This is a genomic window from Pontiella desulfatans, from assembly GCF_900890425.1.
Lineage (GTDB): Bacteria > Verrucomicrobiota > Kiritimatiellia > Kiritimatiellales > Pontiellaceae > Pontiella > Pontiella desulfatans.
This window is the reverse complement of the sequence record NZ_CAAHFG010000001.1, coordinates 3,562,520-3,583,862: the sequence shown is the minus strand read 5'-3', so window position 1 is coordinate 3,583,862 and position 21,343 is coordinate 3,562,520. Positions and strand designations below refer to the sequence as shown.

The 21,343-nt window shown below is 54.7% G+C and carries 14 protein-coding genes; 11 read left to right on the top strand and 3 right to left on the bottom strand.

Annotation, left to right across the window (positions count from 1 at the left end):
* Nucleotides 1–29: 29 nt before the first annotated feature.
* From E9954_RS12565 to E9954_RS12525, 9 genes are all read left to right on the top strand, one after another.
* Nucleotides 30–2,144 (top strand): LamG domain-containing protein, encoded by a 2,115-nt coding sequence (locus E9954_RS12565; protein ID WP_136079513.1) that lies wholly within the window; start codon nt 30–32, stop codon nt 2,142–2,144.
* A gap of 136 nt (nt 2,145–2,280) precedes the next feature.
* On the top strand, nt 2,281–4,548 hold the full coding sequence (locus E9954_RS12560; protein WP_136079512.1) for a GH92 family glycosyl hydrolase: 2,268 nt from the start codon (nt 2,281–2,283) through the stop codon (nt 4,546–4,548).
* 55 nt (nt 4,549–4,603) lie between these two features.
* Nucleotides 4,604–6,241, top strand: a complete 1,638-nt coding sequence (locus tag E9954_RS12555) for a sulfatase family protein (protein WP_136079511.1) — start codon at nt 4,604–4,606, stop codon at nt 6,239–6,241.
* A 52-nt stretch (nt 6,242–6,293) separates the two neighbouring features.
* Entirely contained in the window at nt 6,294–7,838 is a 1,545-nt protein-coding gene (locus tag E9954_RS12550) for a right-handed parallel beta-helix repeat-containing protein (RefSeq protein ID WP_136079510.1), read from the top strand.
* A gap of 178 nt (nt 7,839–8,016) precedes the next feature.
* Nucleotides 8,017–9,492 carry an aldehyde dehydrogenase family protein gene (locus E9954_RS12545; RefSeq protein ID WP_222847165.1) on the top strand — a complete coding sequence of 492 codons (1,476 nt, stop codon included), beginning with the start codon at nt 8,017–8,019 and terminating at the stop codon, nt 9,490–9,492.
* A 176-nt stretch (nt 9,493–9,668) separates the two neighbouring features.
* Entirely contained in the window at nt 9,669–10,649 is a 981-nt protein-coding gene (locus E9954_RS12540; RefSeq protein ID WP_136079508.1) for a GRP family sugar transporter, read from the top strand.
* Nucleotides 10,642–11,415 carry an enoyl-CoA hydratase/isomerase family protein gene (locus E9954_RS12535; protein ID WP_168442208.1) on the top strand — a complete coding sequence of 258 codons (774 nt, stop codon included), beginning with the start codon at nt 10,642–10,644 and terminating at the stop codon, nt 11,413–11,415. The genes E9954_RS12540 and E9954_RS12535 overlap by 8 nt, the downstream gene beginning before the upstream one ends.
* Nucleotides 11,412–12,608 carry a CaiB/BaiF CoA transferase family protein gene (locus E9954_RS12530; protein ID WP_136079506.1) on the top strand — a complete coding sequence of 399 codons (1,197 nt, stop codon included), beginning with the start codon at nt 11,412–11,414 and terminating at the stop codon, nt 12,606–12,608. The genes E9954_RS12535 and E9954_RS12530 overlap by 4 nt, the downstream gene beginning before the upstream one ends.
* A complete protein-coding gene (locus tag E9954_RS12525) occupies nt 12,605–13,978 on the top strand; it encodes a glycoside hydrolase family 88 protein (RefSeq protein ID WP_136079505.1) in 1,374 nt (457 codons plus the stop codon). The genes E9954_RS12530 and E9954_RS12525 overlap by 4 nt, the downstream gene beginning before the upstream one ends.
* Nucleotides 13,979–14,063: 85 nt before the next feature.
* Here E9954_RS12525 and E9954_RS12520 read toward each other — a convergent pair whose 3' ends face one another.
* The 3 genes from E9954_RS12520 to E9954_RS12510 form a co-directional block, all read right to left on the bottom strand.
* Nucleotides 14,064–15,725, bottom strand: a complete 1,662-nt coding sequence (locus tag E9954_RS12520) for a sulfatase family protein (protein WP_136079504.1) — start codon at nt 15,723–15,725, stop codon at nt 14,064–14,066.
* A gap of 74 nt (nt 15,726–15,799) precedes the next feature.
* Nucleotides 15,800–17,287, bottom strand: coding sequence for a sulfatase-like hydrolase/transferase (locus E9954_RS12515; RefSeq protein ID WP_168442207.1), 1,488 nt, complete (start codon nt 17,285–17,287; stop codon nt 15,800–15,802).
* 104 nt (nt 17,288–17,391) lie between these two features.
* Nucleotides 17,392–18,414: a LacI family DNA-binding transcriptional regulator gene (locus E9954_RS12510; RefSeq protein WP_136079502.1), complete on the bottom strand. Its 1,023-nt coding sequence runs from the start codon at nt 18,412–18,414 to the stop codon at nt 17,392–17,394.
* Between the two features lie 378 nt (nt 18,415–18,792).
* Here E9954_RS12510 and E9954_RS12505 point away from each other — a divergent pair, with 378 nt between their 5' ends.
* Together E9954_RS12505 and E9954_RS12500 are read left to right on the top strand one after the other, a co-directional pair.
* Nucleotides 18,793–19,614 (top strand): PEP-CTERM sorting domain-containing protein, encoded by an 822-nt coding sequence (locus E9954_RS12505; RefSeq protein ID WP_136079501.1) that lies wholly within the window; start codon nt 18,793–18,795, stop codon nt 19,612–19,614.
* Nucleotides 19,615–19,850: 236 nt separating this feature from the next.
* Entirely contained in the window at nt 19,851–21,308 is a 1,458-nt protein-coding gene (locus E9954_RS12500; RefSeq protein WP_136079500.1) for a sulfatase family protein, read from the top strand.
* Nucleotides 21,309–21,343: the final 35 nt, after the last annotated feature.

Genomic DNA, 21,343 nt, shown 5'->3' with positions numbered 1-21,343 from the left:
TGATTTTTAAATATCATAAAGGAAAAACGATGAGAGATCTTGGAAGAAAATTTACGTTGTGTCTGGTCGCATCTGCGGCGGGGCTGACCGCTCTGGCGGGCAGTGAACAGCATCTTATTTCGCATTACGGGTTTGAGTCTCTTGCTGGAGGGAAAACCCCCAGTGCGATGAGCGGCAGCAAGCTGTCCGTTCCTCGCGATGGGGAGCTGAAAGGGCTTTTTGACAGTGTGGCGGGGCAGAGTATCTCTTTTTCCAAAATGAGTGCGCCGATCACCGTAGGCGATGCGGCGCAATCCGGGCCGCTGTCGTTCGCGTTCTGGGTGAAGACAGATGACCTCGCCGGCGAGGTCGTGATCTGCTCGGATTCCAAGGGCGCGTGGGCGCTGCAACACTCCAATGAAGGCCTCGTTCTGGAGGCGCAGAAGGGGAGCGCGAAGACGCGTCTGAATGCGGATTATTTCTTAACGGCGGGGAAGTGGTCGCATGTGGCGATTGTTTTATCCGGAACGCAGGCCGATCTTTATGTGAATAGCAGATTGAGAGGCTCGCTGGATGCGGTCGCTCGGTCGTCGCGGATTCAGTTTGGCGCAGCCGGTGCGGCCGCGATTTCTTTTGATGAGTTGCGACTCTATAATCGCGCGATCGGTGCGCCTGTGCTGGCGGAGGTCTATGAACAGGAGCGCTATGACATTTTTGGCGACGAGTACAGTCGGTTTGCGTTGCAAAGTCATTTAGACCGGGCGCTGTTTTGTCAGGCGATTTATATGCGCCCGTTTCAAGATGATATTTTCCGCATGTTCGGCAATGTACAGCCGCGGATGCTACTGGCGGCCGTCGGTATGTGGGGCCACGTCGACCAGTTTGACGAGGCGTACCTGCAGAAGGTGCGTCAGTTCTGCGACCGGATGAATGAGATTAATCCAGATACGCTGGTTGGCGGGGCGACTTTTCTGGATACGGTTTCGCGCAGGGTGCTCCCCACGATCACGATTCCGGATTATGTGTTTGAAGCCTTTGACCTGCCGATTCCGGCGGAACCACGGACCTTTAATTTTTCCGAAGCGGTGCTGGTGGATAATGCACGCAATGATCTTGGCCTGCCCGATATGAGCAAAAAGGAGGCGCAGTTGTGGCTGTTTTACGCCTCTTGTGAGCAGATCAAAGCCGGGGCGGATATGATTCATATCGGGATTCTGTCCGGTTCCACCAAGAAAGATAAAGGTAAAAGGGCTCTGGCGGATACCGTTCGGCGGATTCGGGCGTACTGCGACCCGATTTCCCGCAAAGGAAAAATCCTGATTTCATCCGGCAATTGTGTGAATCGTAATGGAATGAATGGGGCGGTCTCTGACGGCAAGCTGGTTTGTGATTTCGCCTGGTTTGCCAGTACCCCGAGAGAGGTTCCGGACTCCAAGTGGCAGTGCGAGTATGTGAAAGGGCATTCTCATGCCGGCTTCGGTCGGATGGCTGCCGGGTTTCATCCGGGCGGCTGGGATAGTCCACATCTTCCGTGGGTGGCCCATCTGGATACAACGCGCGTTCCGAACATGGAAATCGGAGTGCCGCATCTCGACAGCTGGTTCCCATGGGGCCTGACGGAAATCCGCTGGTTTTCCAATACGCTCACGAAAGAGGAACGCAATGCCTGGCTGCGGTATATGACCTATCGGGTGAAAGAGCTCGATCCGTTCTGTTCGGCCATGATGCCGGCGGCGCTGGTTCGTCCCGGCGATCCGGGACCCTACTATATGAATACGCCGAATCAGGCGAATGAATTTAAGGGGTATGATCAAGAGGAGTTCGTGAAGCAGCTCTGGGGCGAGGTGGAGTTCGGGTATAACCGCGAGCCGATCACCGTCCCGTCCATTTCCCCGGATAAAGATTATGGGACCGATATGGGGGCTGAGTATGAGGCCGAGAAGCTCAAGAGCTACCTCGACCGGAAGCGGGAACGCCTTCCAATTCTGACCACACTGGATCTGAATGATGAGCAGGTGCTGGCTTATCTGAAGTTTATGCAGCAGGACAACCTGACCCCGAAAAAAGTGGACCGGTTTATGGCTGATTTGCTGAGTGCTGAGCAGATGAAAATCTATCAGACGCTGAATGTGAAGAAGGTTATCAACGTTGGTGCCGGGCATTAGGTGCGCGTTATTGAGCCGAACTGTTCATCTTGGATGCCGGGCTTCCGACGCCCGGCATTATCGATAAGATGAACTGAGTTTAAGGGACAGAAAAGAAGCGATGGTGTTTCGCTTAAATTAATAAAAGGTGATTCTGATGAAAATATTTCGGTGCGTACGACTTTTAAGCGCTGCCGCCTTGAGTGCGGTCTTGTTGACCACGGGCTGCCGCGGGAGCCGGGATGTGCTTTCCTGCGTTGATCCGGTGATTGGGACCAGCGGTCACGGCCACGTGTTTCTGGGGGCGTCTGTCCCCTATGGAATGGCCATGGCAGGGCCGGTTAATGGTACCGATGAGTGGGATTGGTGTTCTGGATACCATTATCAGGATGATTTCATGATTGGGTTCGCTCAAACTCATCTTTCCGGAACAGGCATGGGCGACCTGTTGGATCTATGCATCATGCCGGTGACCGAGGATTATGATCTCGGTGCGCAATGTGACAAAAAACCCGAGGCATGCCCGTGGCTCAACCATTTTTCACATGCGGATGAAACGGCGCGCCCCGGCTATTATGCGGTGGAGTTGAAGGATCCTGCTACCCGGGTGGAGATTGCGGCGACCGAGCGCACATCCCTTTATCGTATTTCCTATCCGGATGCGGCGGAACGCAAGTTGTTGCTCGACACGCAGTTTCATATCCGTCACGACGTGCCAGTGAAAACGAGAATTGAGCAGCTCGATGATTCGACGTTCGTTGGCTACCGTTTCAGCGGCAAATGGGTTGCAGATCAGCGGCTGTTTTTTGTGATGAAATTCTCGGAGCCGGTCAAGAGACACCGCTATTATGATTACGGCGAGCGTACAGAAACCGCGGGCGACACGGTGGAGGCGGTGTCCGTTCGTGCGCAGTTCGATTTTGACTCGGGAGATGAGCCGCTTCACGTGGCATTTGGACTCTCGTCTGTCAGCGTTGAAAACGCGATGTTGAATCTGGAGGCTGAAAATCCCGAGTTTGATTTTGACGGGATTGTGAAGGCTGCGGAGGAAAAGTGGCGGAAAAAACTTTCCGTATTCTCTGTAAAAGCGGAGACCGAGGAAGATAAAACGGTTTTTTATACCGCACTGTATCACACCATGATGGCACCGACGCTTCATTCGGATGTGAACGGAGAGTATCGGGGCGCGGATCTCCAGGTGACGAAGAAGGATTTCAACTACTACACCACCCTGTCAAACTGGGATACGTTTCGGGCGACGACCCCGCTTTATACGATCATTGAACCGCAGCTGACGGAAGATCTGCAGAAAACGATGCTGGAACATTATCGGGTGACCGGAATGCTGCCGGTTTGGACGCTTTGGGGACTTGAAAACTGGTGCATGACCGGTGTGCACTCGGTTCCGATTCTGGTGGACAGCTACCTGAAGGGATATCATGCGATTGATGGAGAAGAGCTACTCGACGCGGTGGTGAAGTCGATGAACCAAACCGTCAACAACTCTCGACGCAGTCTGGTGGAATATCGCAAGTACGGCTACGTTCCGTATGATATCGGTCATGAGAGTGTGACCCGGACGCTGGAACTTGCCTTCAATGATTATTGCGTAGCCAAGCTGGCGGAGCACCTCGGGAAAACGGAACTGGCGGAGTCGTATCGGGCCCACTCCAAGGCCTATCGGAAGCTTTACGATGAAGAGACGGGGTTCATGCGCGGGCGCTCCTCGGATAATTCCCACTTTCGGGAGCCGTTCGACCCGTTTTTTTCTACCTGGGACCGCGCCGTGGCTGATTACACGGAGGGCAATGCGTATCAGCACAGCTATTTTGTTCCACACGATCCGCAGGGGTTGATTGCGCTTCACGGCTCGGGCGAAAAACTGGCGGAACGTTTGGATCTGGTTTTTTCAACGGAGGTGGAGCTTGAAGAGGGACGAACCATTCCGGACGTGTCCGGAGTGATTGGGCAGTATGCGCACGGCAATGAGCCGTCTCATCACATGGCCTATCTCTACAATGCCGCCGGATTACCCTGGCGGGGACAGAAACTGGCGCGCCAGATTATGAAAGAGCTCTATACGGCGGCCCCCGACGGGGTGTGCGGGAATGAAGACTGCGGACAAATGAGTGCCTGGTATATCTTCAGCGCCATGGGCTTTTATCCAATGAACCCGATTTCGGGGGAGTATGAATTCGGAAGTCCGGCTTTTGATGAGGTGTCGCTTGCACTACCGAATGGAAAAACCTTTACGGTGAAGGCCATCAATAACAGCGATCACAATGTGTATGTGCAAAAGGTGATGTTGAATGGAATGGATCTGACGCGTTCGCACATCAAGCATTGGGAGATCATGGAGGGTGGTGTGTTGACCTTTGTCATGGGCCCGTCTCCGAATAAAGCACTTTTTTCAGTCGGTGAATAGGGATGATGCATCATTGGAAGTGAGCCGAGGGGTTCTGTTAAAACAGAGGATTGTGATGAAAAAGAAAATACTTCAACTGCTGGCCGGATGCGGTTTGTTGGCCGTTGCGGGCTGTGTGTCCCAGGATAATCAGGAAGTGAAGCGGACGACATCGTTGCGGCCGAACATCTTGCTGATTGTTGCGGATGATGTGAACTATGACAGCCCGGGATTCGCCGGCGGTGTGGCACCGGATGTGACCCCCAATCTGGATCGGCTGGCTCAGGAGGGCCTTTCCTTTAAGCGGGGCTTTACGCCGGTATCGGTTTGTCAGCCGGCCCGGCAGTCGATGCTGACCGGGGTCTATCCGCAGAATTACGGATCCGGTGGTTTTTATCCGATCGCCGAGGGGGTTCCAACGCTTACAGCGGCGCTGGCGGAGAACGGGTATCTGACCGCCAATATTCATAAGGTGCACCATATGCAGCCGATGGAGTCTTTCGGATGGACCTATACCAATGAGGAATTGGGGCTGACCGATCCCGATGGGGTGGTTGGCCGGGATCCCGCGGCGTTTGCTAAAGGCTTGCGCCGACTGATTGAGGAGGCTGACCGGCAGAACAAGTCATTCTTAATGGTGGCCAATTCGGCCGATACGCACCGTCCGTTTCACGGAGACGCCATTCCATGGGCGGGGCATATCTGGGGGGGAATCCCGGTCGACATCCCGGAGCCGTCGCGAATCTATGCGCCGGAAGAGGTGATAGTTCCGTCGGCGCTGCCGGATCTGCCTGGGATCCGGGAGGACCTGGCAAAGTATGCATCATCGCTTCGTCGGTTGGATGACACGGTGGGAGCGTGCTTGAATGTGCTGAAAGAGACGGGCCTGGAGCGCTCCACACTGGTTATTTTTGTGTCCGATAATGGGATGCCGCTGCCGTATGCCAAATTCGACTGCTTCCTCGGCAGCAACCGGATTCCGTTTTTGATGCGCTGGCCGGAGGTGATTTGTCCCGGAATCGATGCGGAGCATATGGTCTCGTTAATTGATTTAACCCCGACCATTCTGGAGCTGGCAGGTTTGCCCTCATTTCCCAAAACAGATGGGTATTCACTTGTCCAGCTGATGAACGGGGAGACGCCGGATGAGTGGCGCCAAGGCATTGTGTCGCTGCGAAATGAAGATATCAATTATGGCGGATACGTTAAGCGTATGCTGCGGGAACAACCGGATTTTCTGGAGTATCTGGATCAAGCCGGGTTTGTGCAGCGTCCAGATCACGAGGTGCCGGGAACCTATACGCGTTCGAAACAGACCCGCTCTTATTTTGATGGCCGTTTCGGGTACATTTATAATGGTTGGTATGATCCGGATGGGCTTAAAAAAAGCCGTTATGGCGCCGGGGTGCCCGGCGGCGATCCTTCGATGCTTGTGATGCAGGCTGCCGCGGAGACCAATACCGCAGTGAAGGCTCGTTATGAATCTTTTCTCATTCGTTCTCTGGAGGAGTTTTATGACTGGGAACGGGATCCCGGAGCGCATCACAACCTGATCGATCATCCGGAGGTTCAGAAGCAGGTGATGGCGGCTCGAAAGGGGTTGCTGGAGTGGATGACCGAATCGGGTGATTCGCTGCTCCCTGACTATCTGGAGCGATTGGGAGAAGATGGCGTGCGGCTTGAGAATGAGGCCATGGACGTCAAATCGAAATAGAAGGCTTTTCGATGATGGCGATTGACCATCAGGACCTGAGGGTTGTCAAATTATGAGTCATGCAGCGTATTTTCGAGTGATGAAGCGGGTTCGACAGGCTTACTGTGTTTTATTGGCGGGAGCGGCGGTGGCTATGGCCGGTGTGCCGTTGGCGGATCTGCAGGCCCGGCTTGATATCGGAGAGGATTTGTTGCTGCAACCCGGAAGCGAGTGGGAAGTCTCGGCTCCGCTGCGGTTCCGGGTGCCCGGGCAGCGGATTGAAACCGCAGGCGATGTGCTGCCGTCGCAGTACGCACGTCTTCGTCTGGCTCCCGGTTTGGCGGGAACCATCATTTCCGGCGAAGGGGTGTCGGAGATTTCGATTCGCAAGTTGGTACTTGATGGGAATCGCGATCAATTTGACCGGAAGAAAGGCACGCTGCCGGCTAAACCGTTTGTGGATTTGGGTGGACCTGGTGCGGTCGCGCAGACCGTGAGTCGATGCATTTTGTTGAATACGCGCTGTTCCGGTGGGTGGGGTGCCATTCATGTTCGTGAAGGCGGACGGGATATTCAAGTCACAGACAATGTCGTTGTCGGCTCCGGTCCGGATCTGCGCGGGAATGGAACCGCTCCGCATGAGCTGCCGTATGGCTGGGGCGACGGGATCTCAATGGCGTCTCCGGACAGCCTGATCCGCAATAATCTGATTATTGATGCGACCGATCAGGGCATTATGATTCAAGGCGCTCCCGGAACACTGATTCAGAGTAATGTGGTGGCCGCTGTTTCGCGGGAGATGCTGGCGGGCATTGCGCTGTATGAACCTTTTTCCGATTACCGGATGAGTCCGCCTGAGGCTGAACGCTATGATTATTCGGGCGTCGTGGTTGAACGCAATCTAATTGATGCGTTCGGCGGGCGGATTCATGTTGCGATTCCCATGGGACCTGCGGCTTGGAACGGACGTCTTCTTGGCAAGACGCTGGTCGGGGCAACCGTCCGTGGAAATGGTCTGTCTGGTAACGCGATGGGCTACGGCTATGTTGTGAATGGGGTGGATCGGTTTACGGTGGTGAGCAATCGTAGCGAGGCGGTTTTCTCCGGGCTGGGCGACGGATTTAATGGGCGTAAGCCGGTACCGCCTGCCGCATTTCTTTATACCCCGTCCGCCGCGGGTACAAGTGTCCTTCAGTCCGAATTTAAACCTGCCGGATCGGACCTGGTCGGTATACCGCGTAATGCATGGGAACCGAGAAATATGCGCGGCTTTCGGTCGGTGGGCTATGGCGATGCGGAACTCGAGGCCGTGATTCGGGCCGCTTTTCTGGAAATGCTCGGACGGGATCCGCTGCAGGGTGAATTGACGCACTGGTCGGACTGGCTGAAGACCTCGGAGGTGAATGCGGATTTTTTGCGCGTGCAGCTGATGGTTTCGCCGGAATTTGTTCAACGTTTTGGGCGGGTTTCTCCGGACAGCCTGCACGCCTGGCGGGGGCGGCGTTGGCTGACGAGGATTATTGAGGGCATTGAGAAGTTGTCGGATGGTACACCTGAGAAGTGGCCGTCGGCCCGGAGACTTCATGCCTGTCTTTGGGCGCAGCTCTACGTGCGATGATGAATTAATGGAAAGGATATCGGAGATGTGGAATCGAAAGAATTTTTTGAGTAAACGGGGGTGTGCGGCCTGGCTTTTGTCGGCTGTTTGTTGTGTTGCGGCTTTCATTTGTGCGCAACAACCTCCGAATGTTGTTTTTAATAGGTAAGGGTCAATAATGGACAGGAAGGAGTTAGAGATGAGTATTCCGGAACAGGCAAGACAATTTGATTTGTGGATTGATGGTGCATATGTTGCTTCAGAGGGCGGTCGTTATATTACCCGCACCAGTCCGGCGCATGAATGTGAAGTGACACGGGTGCCGGAGGGAACGGCCGGGGATGTCAACCGGGCGGTAGAGTCCGCAAAGGCTTCATTTGAATCTGGCGTCTGGTCCCGTATTTCCGGGGCGGAACGTTCGGCCGTATTGTATGCCGTAGCGGATCGGCTGGTTGAACGTAAAGAAGAACTCGCGATGCTGGAAACGCTGGAAAGCGGCAAGCCGCTGACCCAGGCCGGTTTTGAAGTGGAATGGGCGGCGGGCCTTTGGAAGCATGCCGCGGCCCTCTGCCGTCACCTCTATGGTGAGAGCTGCAATACGTTGGGCGCGGGCACGGTATCGATGACCCTGCGTGAGCCGATCGGTGTGGTCGGCCTGATTACGCCGTGGAACTTCCCGCTGCTGATTGCCAGCCAGAAAGCGCCGTATGCGCTGGCGGCCGGCTGTTCCGCCGTGATTAAACCGTCGGAACTGACCTCGGCAACCACGCTGCTGCTGGCAGAGGTGCTGAAAGAGTGCGGCGTGCCAGATGGCGTGTTCAACGTGGTGACCGGTTACGGCGCCCCGGTTGGGCAGACCCTGTGCGAGCATAAAGATATTGAGATGATTTCGTTCACTGGCTCTACAAATGTCGGTAAGGCCATCGCGGCGACCGCGGCCTGCAACCTGAAAAAAGTCTGCCTGGAGCTGGGGGGTAAGAACCCGATGATTGTGATGGATGACGCAGATCTCGAATCCGTAGTGGATGCGGCCCGTCTGGGAGCCTTCTTTAACATGGGCGAGTGCTGTAATGCCAGCAGCCGTATCCTGGTTCAGGACGGCATTGCAGACACTTTTGTTGAAAAGCTGACCGAGTTTGCGAAAGGGCTGGATGTGTCGGATCCGCTGAATGACGCATCCAAGCTGGGCGCGATCATTAACGAGGCGCAGGAAGCAAAGATCCTCGGGTATGTACAGGCCGGCCGCGAAGCCGGGGCGACCGTATGTATGGGCGGTAATAAAGTGGAGACCGAAAAGGGACGCTTTATTGAGGTGACCATTCTGGACAAGGTACTGGCCGATTCTCCGGTAGCGACGGAAGAGGTCTTCGGGCCGGTGCTGTCGATTGTACGCTTTAAAACGCTGGATGAGGCGATTGCGATTGCCAACGGAACGGATTTCGGCCTGTCGGCGGGGATCTTTACGAATGATTACAATCAGTCGATGAAGGCGGCCCGTGAGCTGCGTGCCGGCACGGTCTGGGTCAACACCTGGCTGGAAGGCCATCCGGAACTGTCGTTTGGTGGGTACAAACAAAGCGGTCTGGGACGCGAACTGGGCAGCCGCGCGGTCGAGGAATATACCGAAGAGAAGAGCGTCCTGTTCAGCCTCGGCAAAAGACAGCCCTGGTGGTAAATCAGCGAGATAGCGTTGACCTTTGTTGAACCGCGCGTGTTGCGAAGGGGAAGACAAAGGTTAATGCCGTGCTGATTTATTGATGTTCACTGCGTAAAGCGGTGTTTTTTCAGAATTTTGGATTGTTGACAATGTACATGTGCGGGTTGTGAAACTGGAACAAAGGAGAGTACGATATGGGTGGATTAGGATTTGTTTATGCTGTGGTTTGTGTGTTGGCCTGGGGATCGTGGCTGGTGCCGTCGGAGAAGGTGAAGTTTCCAAATGAGCAGGCGAAAACCTTTTATGTGGCGCTGGCGACATCAATCATCGCAACCATTGTGGTGGCGCTGCGCGGTGAGATGGGGCAGCTGGCATCGGGCATTGCCTGGGTGCCGGTGATCGGCGGGCTGATCTGGGCGGTGAGTGCCTATTGTGCGTTTGTCGGCTGCAATCACATCGGTATTGCCAAGGCTTTCGGGATCTGGGCGCCGCTGAATATCATGGTATCCTTCATCTGGAGTCTGACGCTGTTCGGGCAGTTCCGTGATTGTTCGGTGCTGACGTGGGGGGTTGGACTGGTTTCGCTGATCGTGATGATCGGCGGCATCTTCATGATTATTTTTGCCGGCGGTGCCGGCGAGAAGGAAGAGGGCAAGTCTGCAGTCAAAGGTTTGCTCGGTGCGGTGGGCGCCGGGATTCTGTGGGGCACCTTCTATATTCCGGCCGCCTATGTTTCCGAGACCAGCAGCGAGCTGGCGCAGATTTCTCCGTGGGCCTCGGCCCTGCCGCTGGCCGTCGGGATGCTGATCGGTACCTCCATCATGGTGGCGCTGACGCGTACGTCGCCGAAACTGGAAAATACCCTCTCAACCGTACGGGCGATGAGCTCCGGCGGACTGTGGTGCGCCGGTTTCTTCGGGATGCTGCTGATGGTGGCCGCGATTGGACCGGGACCGGGCTATACGCTGGCTTCCCTGTGCGTGGCCGTGAATGCACTGTGGGGCGTTTTTTACTTTAAAGATCCAGCCCCGAAAACGAAGGCCGGCAATCTGACCCTGACGGGCGTGCTAATTGCAACGCTGGCCGGTACCGTGCTGGGTAACTTCGGCAGCCTGGACCGCATTATGGGCCAGGAAAAACCGGCCGTAGAGGAAGTGCAGCATGTCAATGAATAAGACACAGGTAACGTATGAAGTTGAGAACGGCATCGGCACCCTGCTGCTGGTGCCGCCGGAAGGCAAGCCGCTGACACTGGACGGCGAGGTGATGGTCGAGCTGGAGCAGGCCATTGCGGGCCTGGCTGCGGAAGCACCGCGTATGGTATGGGTCCGCAGCATGTCTGAACGTTTTTTCTGCGTGGGCGCCAATCTGAATGTGCTGCAGAACACCAATGAAGAGACGATTGTTCCGTGGGTGATGCAGGGACATCGTGTGCTCAATATGCTGGAAGATCTGTCGATGCCGGTGGTGGCGGTGGTAGAAGGCTATGCCATGGGCGGCGGTCTGGAGCTGGCGATGGCCTGCGACCTGATCTTTGCTGCGGACGGGGCAAAACTGGCGCAGTCGGAAGCCGGTCTTGGATTCATTCCCGGCTGGGGTGGCACGCGCCGCCTGGCCGGACGCATCGGGGTGGCCAAAGCTAAATACTACTATTACAGCGGGGCCATGATTGACGCGCCGAAGGCGGCCGAAATCGGCTTGGTTGACTTTGTCGGAAGCAAAGAGGAGATCGAGGCAGAACGGGGCCGCTTTTCGACGGCGGTTGCGGCGAATAACAGCAACTCGCTCACCCAGTTTAAAACGATATTAAATCAGCAGGAACGGGCGGCGCGTGATGAAAATGCCGCAGTGGAAGCCTTTCGTTCCATCAGTTGTCTGCAGGACCCTGATACAAAGCAGCGCCTGCATGACTTTCTTACGAAAAAAGGAAAAAAGGTATGATTGCAAAAAACGCATTGGAGGGGATCCGTATCCTTGATTTCAGTCATGTGTATCAGGGGCCGGTGGGCACCCAGCTGTTAGCGGACTATGGCGCAGATGTCATCAAGGTGGAACGTCCGGGCAGCGGCGACTGGAGCCGCTCCTGGGGCCCGTTCATCAAAGAGGTTTCGCTGCCGTTTGCCAATCTGAACCGCAATAAACGCTCGATTACCGTAGATATGAAATCTGAAGCGGGCAAAGAGATGATCCGCAAGCTGGTCGCGGCATCCGACGTGGTCGTGCACAACTTCCGCCAGGGCGTGATGGAGAAGCTTGGCTTCGGCTATGACGACCTGAAGGCGATCAATCCCGGACTGGTTTATGCGACCTCCAACGGATGGGGCGATACAGGACCGTATGCTGAACGCGGCCGGGCCGGCCATGACATGATGGCGCGCGCCGAGGGCGGCTGGTTTACTTTTTATGATGAAGAAAAACCGCCGATTCCCGGCGGTATCAGCATCGACTACCCGGCCGGGCTGAATCTGATGATCGGTATCCTGACCGCATTGGTGCATCGCCTTAGAAGCGGCGAAGGGCAGTATGTCTCCACGGATCTGTTGAGTGTGGCGTTTCATGCGCATGCCTGGGATGCGGCGGCGCGACTCAATGCAGACAAGATTGATCGTCCGGCTGCTGTTGGTGGAACGGAAGCGGCGATTAATAAAGCCTTCCGGACGCAGGACGGATTTATTGAAATCTCGCCGGTCTTTTCAAAGAACGCGTTGCGTGATATTTCGACGGCGCTCGGATTGGGCGATCTCTCAGAAAAATCGCAGTTCTGCACGGAAGAGCTACAGATTGAAAATACCGGGGAGCTGAACGCGATTCTCGCGAAATCCTTTGTGGAGAAGACCACCGGGGAATGGATGGTGGAACTGGAAGCCAATGGCGTGCTGTGTGCGCGGATCAACAGCTTTGAAGATGCGGCCGCTGATCCGCAGATTGCGCACAACAACATGGTGGTCTCGATGGAGGATGAAGAGGTGGGCGAACTGCGCCTGCTCGGTAACCCGATCCGTCTGAAAGGGACCCCGCCGCAGCTGAAGACATTTCCGCCACGCCTGGGTGAGCACAGCCAGGCCGTGGCCCTGGAGATCGGGTACACCCAAGAAGAGGTGGCCCGCATGACTGAAGAAGGAATTTTAGGATGATTATTAATAAAGAGATTACGGTAAACGATCTGAATGCGGATCTGGCGACCTTCTGGGAGCTGTCCGGTCAGAAGATTCGTTTGATTGAAAAAGAGTTCAGCACCACGCAGGGGGCTCCGGTCTTTACCTGGAAGGGTAAATATATTCCGAAGGGCTGGACCGACTGGACGCAGGGCTTTCAGTTTGGCTCCTCCATCCTGCAGTATGACGCCACCGGCGATGAATCGTTTCTGGCGCTGGGTAAAAAACAGACCGTGGAACAGATGGCACCGCACATCAGTCACGTTGGGGTGCATGACCACGGCTTCAATAATCTCTCCACCTACGGCAACCTGCTGCGTCTGATGAACGAGGGCCGCATTCCCGAGGATGCCTTTGAACGTGAATTTTACCAGCTGGCGTTGAAGGTGTCCGGCGCGGTTCAGGCCAGTCGCTGGACCGACCTGCCCGACGGCGGCTATATCTACAGCTTTAACGGTCCGCACTCTTTGTTTGTTGATACCATCCGCAGCTGCCGCATTCTGATGGTGGCGCATCAGCTCGGTCACTCACTGATGGGCGAAAACGACGCGAAGATCAGCCTGCTGGGCCGTGCACTCGATCACATGAAGGCGACCGCAAAGTATGCGGTTTTCTATGGGGAAGGGCGCGATGCCTATGATGAGTGGGGCCGCACGGCGCATGAGAGTGTCTTTAATGTGAACGACGGTAATTTCCGTTGCCCGAATTCGCAGCAGGGCTTCAGCGGATTTACGACGTGGACCCGCGGTCTGGCTTGGGCGATGGTTGGTTTTCCGGAAGAGCTGGAGTTTCTGGCTACATTGGATGATTCCGTGCTGGAACCCTATGGCGGGCGCGAGGAATTGGAAGCCATTTTCCTGAAGGCGGCCAAAGCAACTTGCGACTGGTTCATCGAAAACACGCCGACCGACGGGATTCCGTATTGGGACGGCGGTGCGCCGAAGCTGCATAAGCTGGGCGACTACCTCAACCGTCCGTCCGATCCGTTCAACGACTACGAGCCGGTCGACAGCTCGGCGGCCGCGATCGGTGCACAGGGACTGCTGCGCCTGGGTAAATATCTGGGCCTCGATACCGAAGACGGTAAGCGCTATTGGCAGGCCGGTCTGACCGCGTCCAAAACCATGCTGGGTGATCCGTACATCAGTCGTGATCCGGAACATCAGGGCCTGTTGCTGCACTCCATCTACCATGCGCCGAACGGATGGGACTATAAGCCCGAAGGTAGCAAAATTGCCTATGGTGAAGCCTGTATGTGGGGCGATTACCATGTGCGTGAGCTGGCGCTTTATCTACAGAGAAACGTGGATGATCAACCGGAATACACCTTTTGGGGCGGATTCGCTTAAGACCTCGGAGGTGAAGGCGTATCTTTGGGCGCAACTCTACGTGCGATGAGCTGTTGGTTTTTTCCAAGGTTTGGAAGATTCGTTTTTATTTTTTGCCATCCAGCGGGACGGCTCCGTCGGCGTCGCGGATGGCCTGTGCTTTTTTTGTCATATCTTCGGTGTAATAGCGGCGTGTTGTTTTGGTGAGATCCTGCGGAATATTTTCCGGCACGTTGTATTGTTCGCGCAGCTTTTCGAGTTCGCGGTGCATCTGTTTGGCGACTTCGGCATATTCGGGGCGTTGGTAGACGTTGGTCATTTCGTTGGGATCGGTTTTCAGATCGTAGAGCTCCCATTCGCCGAGGTCGTAGAAGTTGAGCAGTTTGTAGCGCCCGTCGTATGCGCCTTCGTGGCGATGCACCATGTGCCAGCCCGGATATTCGTAGTAGTGGTAATAGACGGAGTTGCGCCAGTCTTTGGGCGTGCGGCCTTTGAGGATCGGAACGAGACTCAGCCCCTGCATGTCGGACGGAATGTTAACGCCGGCGATTTCGAGGAAGGTTTCGGCAAAGTCGAGGTTGGACACGAGGTCGGAGTTGACGCTGCCGGGACGGGTTGTTCCGGGCCAGCTGATGAGCAGGGGGGTGCGGAACGATTCATCGTACATGAAGCGTTTGTCGAACCAGCCATGTTCACCCAGATAGAAGCCCTGGTCGGATGAATAGATGAAGACGGTGTTTTCGAGCAGACCGCTTTTTTCCAGGTGATGCTGAATCTGCCCGACGGAATCATCAACCGATTTAATGCAGCGCAGATAATCTTTCAAATAGCGTTGGTATTTCCAGCGGATCAGATCTTTGCCTTTCAGGTTGGCTTCCATGAATTTTTTGTTTTTCGGGCCGTAAGCGGCGTCCCACTTTGCAAGCTGTTCGGGAGTCAGTCGGCGTTTAATCCGCTTCTCCAGTTCATTGAAAACATCGTGTTCCCAGATTTTAAGGTCTTTCCCCAGCTGCATGGCGATGTCGAGGGATTGGTCCTGTTCTTTGGCGGCCTTGCCGCGCCCTTCGAGGGTGTCGAATAACGTATCGGGTTCCGGGATCTCAACGTCATCAAATTCGGTGAGGTATTTCAGGGAAGGCGACCATTCGCGATGGGGGGCCTTGTGTTGCACCATCAGGATAAACGGTTTGTCGGGGTCGCGCGTCTGGTCCAGCCATTGAATGGCTTTGTCGGTGATGACGTCGGTCACGTAGCCCTGTTCCTCGTAGGTTCCGGTCGCGGTCTGGAACTCGGGTTTGTAGTAGACTCCCTGTCCGGGCAGGATTTCCCAGTGGTCGAAACCGGTCGGTTCGCTATCAAGGTGCCATTTGCCGATGATGGCGGTTTGATATCCGGCGCTGCGGAGCAGTTTGGGAAAGGTCTGCTGCGAACCATCGAAGGTCGAGGCTTCGTTGCGCATGAATCCGTTCATGTGGCTGTGTTTCCCGGTCAGGATGGTGGCGCGGCTGGGACCGCAGATGGAGTTGCCGACCATGCACCGGTTAAAGCGCATGCCGTTGGCCGCGATTCGGTCCAGGTTGGGAGTGGGGGCGACGGCTGCCAGCCGCCCTCCGTAGGCGCTGACGGCCTGCGTGGCGTGATCGTCGGAAAAGACGAAGACGATGTTGGGCTGTTTTATATTTGCCGTGGCGGCAAAGGCGAGGGAGAGGAGGGCGAAGGTTGCAGAACCTGCTCGATGGATCGTCGGTTTTAAAATTGCATTCTTCATTTTGTGTCCCTTCTTTTCTGTGTGGGTTCTCTCAATTTCACACGACATTCTCTCTCTGCCTGCTGTTCGTCATTTTATTTAAGGTCATACTTCAGTCGTCCCGGCCGATTTAAAAGGTGTTGAAGTCCGATTTGGTAAAGTTCATCCGCCTGTTTCTGGCGCCAGGTTAACTGACCATCCTTGGCTTCGACATACTGCTTATACACGTTCGGCTTCTTTTTCAGCCGGTCTTCATCGGGAATCGGCAGATGCTCCAACCGGGATTCCAATATCATCCGGGCGTTTCGGCTGGCCTCATCGGCCGTCTCAATTTTTTCGAACGTGAAAGGGTTCCCCGATGGATTGCAGCGCCAAAGCTGTCCCTGGGCATCCAGCGAATAGTCCCGATTACGAATCATCCGATGAAAACCCAATACATAACTGAAGATCCACTCACGGCTATGCGCACGATCGCCCTCCAGCAACGGAACCAGACTTTGTCCATCCAGCACTTGCGATGGCAAGGCCCGATGGCCGGCCAACTCCAGCAAGGTCGGATACAGATCTACGCAATCGGTCAAACTTCCGGTCTCGCCATTCCATTTAACCCAGTTTGATCCCCCGGCTACAATAAAAGGTACGTGCGCACCGATCTCCGAAGCGGCGCCTTTCCCGATTCCATAGGTTGGATTATCTGCCAGGAAAAAGATGACCGTATTTTCGTATTCACCCATCGCTTTGAGCGCGTTCACCAGCCTGCCCACTGCCGTATCAAGATATCGTACATTGGACACCATGCCCGGCTCCGTTTTCGCGACCTCATGGTTGCCCGGCGCTTTCATCTCCGTCCAGGGAAAATGGGTCAGGTGGGCAGAATAATAGATAAAAAACGGCTTTTCGGCGTTGTTACTCCGTTGTGCAAAATCAAGGACAGCATCCCCGAGCATTTCCGGGCCGAAATCATCGGCCTCCGTCGATCGCAGACGGTTGTTTTCAATCACCATCGGATGCCAGGTTGCTGATGGACTGTGCAGTTTTTTATGGGTCGGCGAAAATTTGTTTGAGTTCCACCAATACCACCATGGGCCGGAATATTCCTGGATCCATTCCTTCTTCAATCCATCACCGCCGATCAGTGAGCCGTACAGAAAATATTCATCCACGCCCCAGTCCGGATCCGCCGGAGAGGTAGGCAGATGCCATTTGCCTCCGTGAAACGTTGCATATCCGGATTCCTTCATCGCCCGGAAAAGAGTCGTTTTTTCCCGAGGCATGGCATCGTACGTTTCGGTTTCAATATATGAGTTGCCGTAGGCGCCGTTGCGGAAACCATACTGACCACTCATGATGGCCGCACGGCTGCTCACACACAACGGCGTCGCCCAGGCGGTCTTGAATTTAATACCGCCCTCGGCCAACGCATCGATATTCGGCGTCGATATCATCGTATTTCCATAACAGCCCAGCTCATGCGTACTGCAATCATCGACCAGAAACAGGATAATGTTCGGTTGCTGGGTTGCCTGCAACCCAACCGGTATAAGGGAGAGCGCCAACGCCGCCAGCACTATTATATTTTTCATTTTTCTCATCGAGATTTCCTTTAACTGTTTTGTGCCGGGGATGTGGTGTTTAGGTTTGCAAGCGTTCACTGTGGGTTGGAAGGGACAACACTCAAGGTGGTTGTCTACGGCGTTTCCCACGTTCCGCGAATGTAGGTTGTTTCCGGGAATTCAGGGATGCCACGTTCGCCGGTATGGATCATGGAGATGATTTTTCGAATGGCACAGGCGCCGATGGCACGAGAGGGGGGGCGAATGCCGGGACCTTTATCTTGGGGTTCTTTTAGTGAAAAATCGAAGACCGGCGTATTCTCCGGCAGTTGGTTGTCGAACATTTTTTCCAAGGTATGGCAGTGGTAGGTGATGATGTGGTCCGGTCTTATTTTTTCGATGGAACGCACCATTCTCTTTATCTGCCTTGAGTCGTCGGGATCGACAATGAAGTATGGGAACTTTTGGTTTCGGGTGAGTGAATTATAGTGGGTGTATATGCTTTCGAAGGTGCCTCGTATGATTTCGGCCGTGGGCTTGGAGGGTGTGGCCGGGCAAATGAGTGCCGGGTTTTTGAATCCGAGTTCGTGCGCTTTGTGCAGTGTGAACTCCAGCGCATATTGCGTGTCGTGCAGGATGCGGTGCACCGGGAATGCGTGCGTTGTGAAATAGTCGAGAGAGACCACCGAAAGGCGCTGAAGGTTGCAGTCGAATTCGTATGTCTTATACGATGGAAGCATGAGGAGACCCTGCGCGTTGCGATGGCGCAGGATGCTGGCCAGCCGTTTCGGGGTATAGGTTCCCTGCCAGAATTCTTCGAGCTGATAGCCGAGGGTCAAAGCCTGCTCCTTCGCGCCGGCGAAAACTTCCCGGAAGTCATAATTGAGGCGGGTATCGGATTCGGATATCGGATGTTCCATGGGATTCCACACCGCGAGCGTGCGGATCTGTTTAGAGGGATCCTTGGTTTGGATCTGCGCCATGAGCTGCGAAAGGTTGGGATCCAGATGATAGCCCAGTTTTTTGGCCAGGCGTTTCACTTTTTGGCGCATGACCGGGCTGATTTGAGGATCATTCTTCAGCGCCCGTGTAATCGTGGACCGGTTGACGCCCAGATGTTGCGCAAGGTCTTTTTGAGTGATGCGTTTTTCAGTCATGGTGTATCGTTGTTTATCCGATCCTGTCGTGGTCAACTGTTCTGATTCATTTGAGGAATAGAACAGAATTGATTCCCGCTCAAGGGATATTTCCGCAAAGATGGCGCACCAGGTGCGTTCGGGGCGGGTGCTGACATTTAAGAGCTGTTTTATGAGCGGAGATCCCGTCGGTGGCTGTAGGGGAAAATGGAGAATAGAATGAAGGGTCTTGCTTGATCAACGCCGGGCTCTCTTATGGCTCTGAACTAAAATCCCGGCGCAACGGGTGCGCTAGGTTTGGGTTGCGGAATGACATCGCATTTGAATAAATGGCTATTCGTTGAAATTAGAAAAGCGGCCACGACGGGACTGCGAACAACCTAATGAAAGGAGAATGAGATGAAATCAAAATGTATGAAGATTGTCTTGTTGGGGCTTATCGCGTGTGCGGCGGGTCAATTGCAGGCGGGAGTGGTCACACTCTATACTGATGACTTTACAGCCGCTACGGATGCGAACCTCCTCGGTCGGACTCCGGGCGGAACGCTGGGTTCCGGTGCGGGAGCATCAGCAAATACATGGCTTGCGCGCGAAGCCGATAATCCGTACACGACACAGGTGGACGCGACAGACGATGTCGTGGAATACTTTCAGAATCCCACCGACGGAAAGACCTCCAACGGATTGCTCGCGTTCGCTCCGGAGGCAGGGAAAGTGTATGCTCTCACTGCGGATCTGGATAATAATTTTACGGGTCTGTACGATTCTGTCAGGCTTGGGTTTACATCTGCTTCCGTATCCAACAATTTTGGTGGTGGAACGAGCGCGCGGATCTATACTACTGCCACCGGCGACTTTAAGTTGAATTCGAAGCTGGAAGGAGATACCGCCGTCAACGTGGACACTACAATTGGGAATGGGACGATGCAAATGGTGCTTGATACGACAGCTGCACAGTGGGCGATTACTGCCTCGTGGCAGAGTCAGTCGACCGGCGAGTTCGTAGAGTTTAGTAGTCATACATATACGGTTAATCCAACAGATATTACGCATGTGGGTTTCGGGTTTTCGAACGGGAATGGCAACCTCGATCCAGTTGAAGGCCTTGGAAGTACGGTTGACAACTTCAGTCTGACGGTTATTCCGGAACCGACGACGTTGGGGCTGCTTTCGATGGTGAGTGGCACCTTGCTCTTTATTCGCCGGCGTCTGGCTTTATAGGCCGTAGCGTATTTGTGTTGAGAAACCTCCGGCATTAAGTGTTCGGAGGTTTTTTTTATCGCTCGATCCATTCAATAGTGAACTGGGCGCCAACGAGCATCGGGAGGTGCCGAGCCAAAACTGAGTGTGTAAACAAATCAACACACATATTCAACATAACGTTGCTGTTTGCGGCTCAATTTTATTGTTACATTTCTCCACTTTAAGCTGAGATAATTTTAAGGAGTTTGAATTTAATGAATGTAGCAATATCCAGGTGTCTCGGTCTGATTCTATTTTATGTGTGTTTTCTCTCGCTTGCGACTCCTTCGGCGATTGCAAAACAACCGAACGTCCTCTTCATTTTCGTCGATGATCAGGGGTATTACGACCTCGGCTGCTATGGCGCAACGGAGGTTGAAACACCACGGATTGATGCGTTGGCGGCGAAGGGATTGCGGTTCACGGATCACTATTCGGCGGCACCGATTTGCAGTCCGTCGCGTGCCGGATTGCTGACGGGGTGTTATCCGCGGCGTTCAGGGAATCATATCTGGGTGCACCGCCCTGATTCAGAGCATGGGATCCCGTCGGACCGGTTGACGCTCGGTGAGCTCTTTAAGACGGCCGGGTATGCCACCTGTTGTATCGGCAAATGGCATGTTGGTTTTCAGGAGCAGTTCCTCCCGAAAAGCAAAGGATTTGATCATTACTACGGAGTCCTGCATAACCTCGACTCCTGTGAGGTTGGACAGTTCGAGGCCGAAGGCGGCATGCCGCTGTTGCGCAATGATACGGTGTTGCGCCGCAATACGCCGCCGGGCGAGCTGGTGAAGCTCTATACCGAAGAGGCCATCCGCTGGATTGGTGCACAGGTGGATAACAATCGCCCCTTTTTCCTCTATCTGCCCCATACCATGCTCCATGAGCCGCTCGGCGTGACCGATGCGTTTAAGGGATCGTCGGATTGGGGGCTCTATGGCGATGCTGTTCAGGAAATGGATTTTTATACCGGCAAGCTGGTGGATGCGCTGGAGCAGTTCGGTGTGGCGGACAATACGCTCGTAATTTATACCTCCGATAATGGTCGGCTGGGGGGGCGAACCCCGCAACAGCCCATTCGAGGCACCAAGCTGACGACCTATGAAGGTGGGCTGCGTGTTCCCTGTGTGGTGTATGGTCCCGGACTGCGTATTCCAGAAGGAGAGGTGACGTCGGCACTAACCTGGTCCATGGACTGGTTTCCGACGCTGGCCTCTTTGGCAGGGATTAAGGTTCCTGATGACGCCATTCTGGATGGCCGCGACCTCAGTGCCCTGTTGACCGCGGAGACGGATGAAATTCCGGCTTTTGATGAGGCGGTTTCTTTGAATGCTGCGGTGCCGTTGCGCCGTCCGTATCAGCTCGACAGTGAATGGCAGGGACTGTTTACGCAGGAAGAGTATTTGAATGCATTCTTCTATCACGGCAGTGAAGGGATGCTTTCAGCGGTACGCGCAGGAAAGTGGAAATTGGCGCTAACACCGGCTCTAAGGTTGTATGACCTGGAAGCGGATCCCGGCGAACGCGTTGAGGTGATCGCCCGCTGGCCGAGCGATGAACTGTTGGCTTCGACGGCTCCGGAGGACATTGCAAAGGTTGAGGCCTGGAAGGTGAAGGCCAAACTGCGTGGCATGGCCGTTCGGTTTCAGCAAGAGATGGAAGCCGTGGAGTAGATCCAGGTCGGGCAGACTGGGTGCATCGAAGCCAA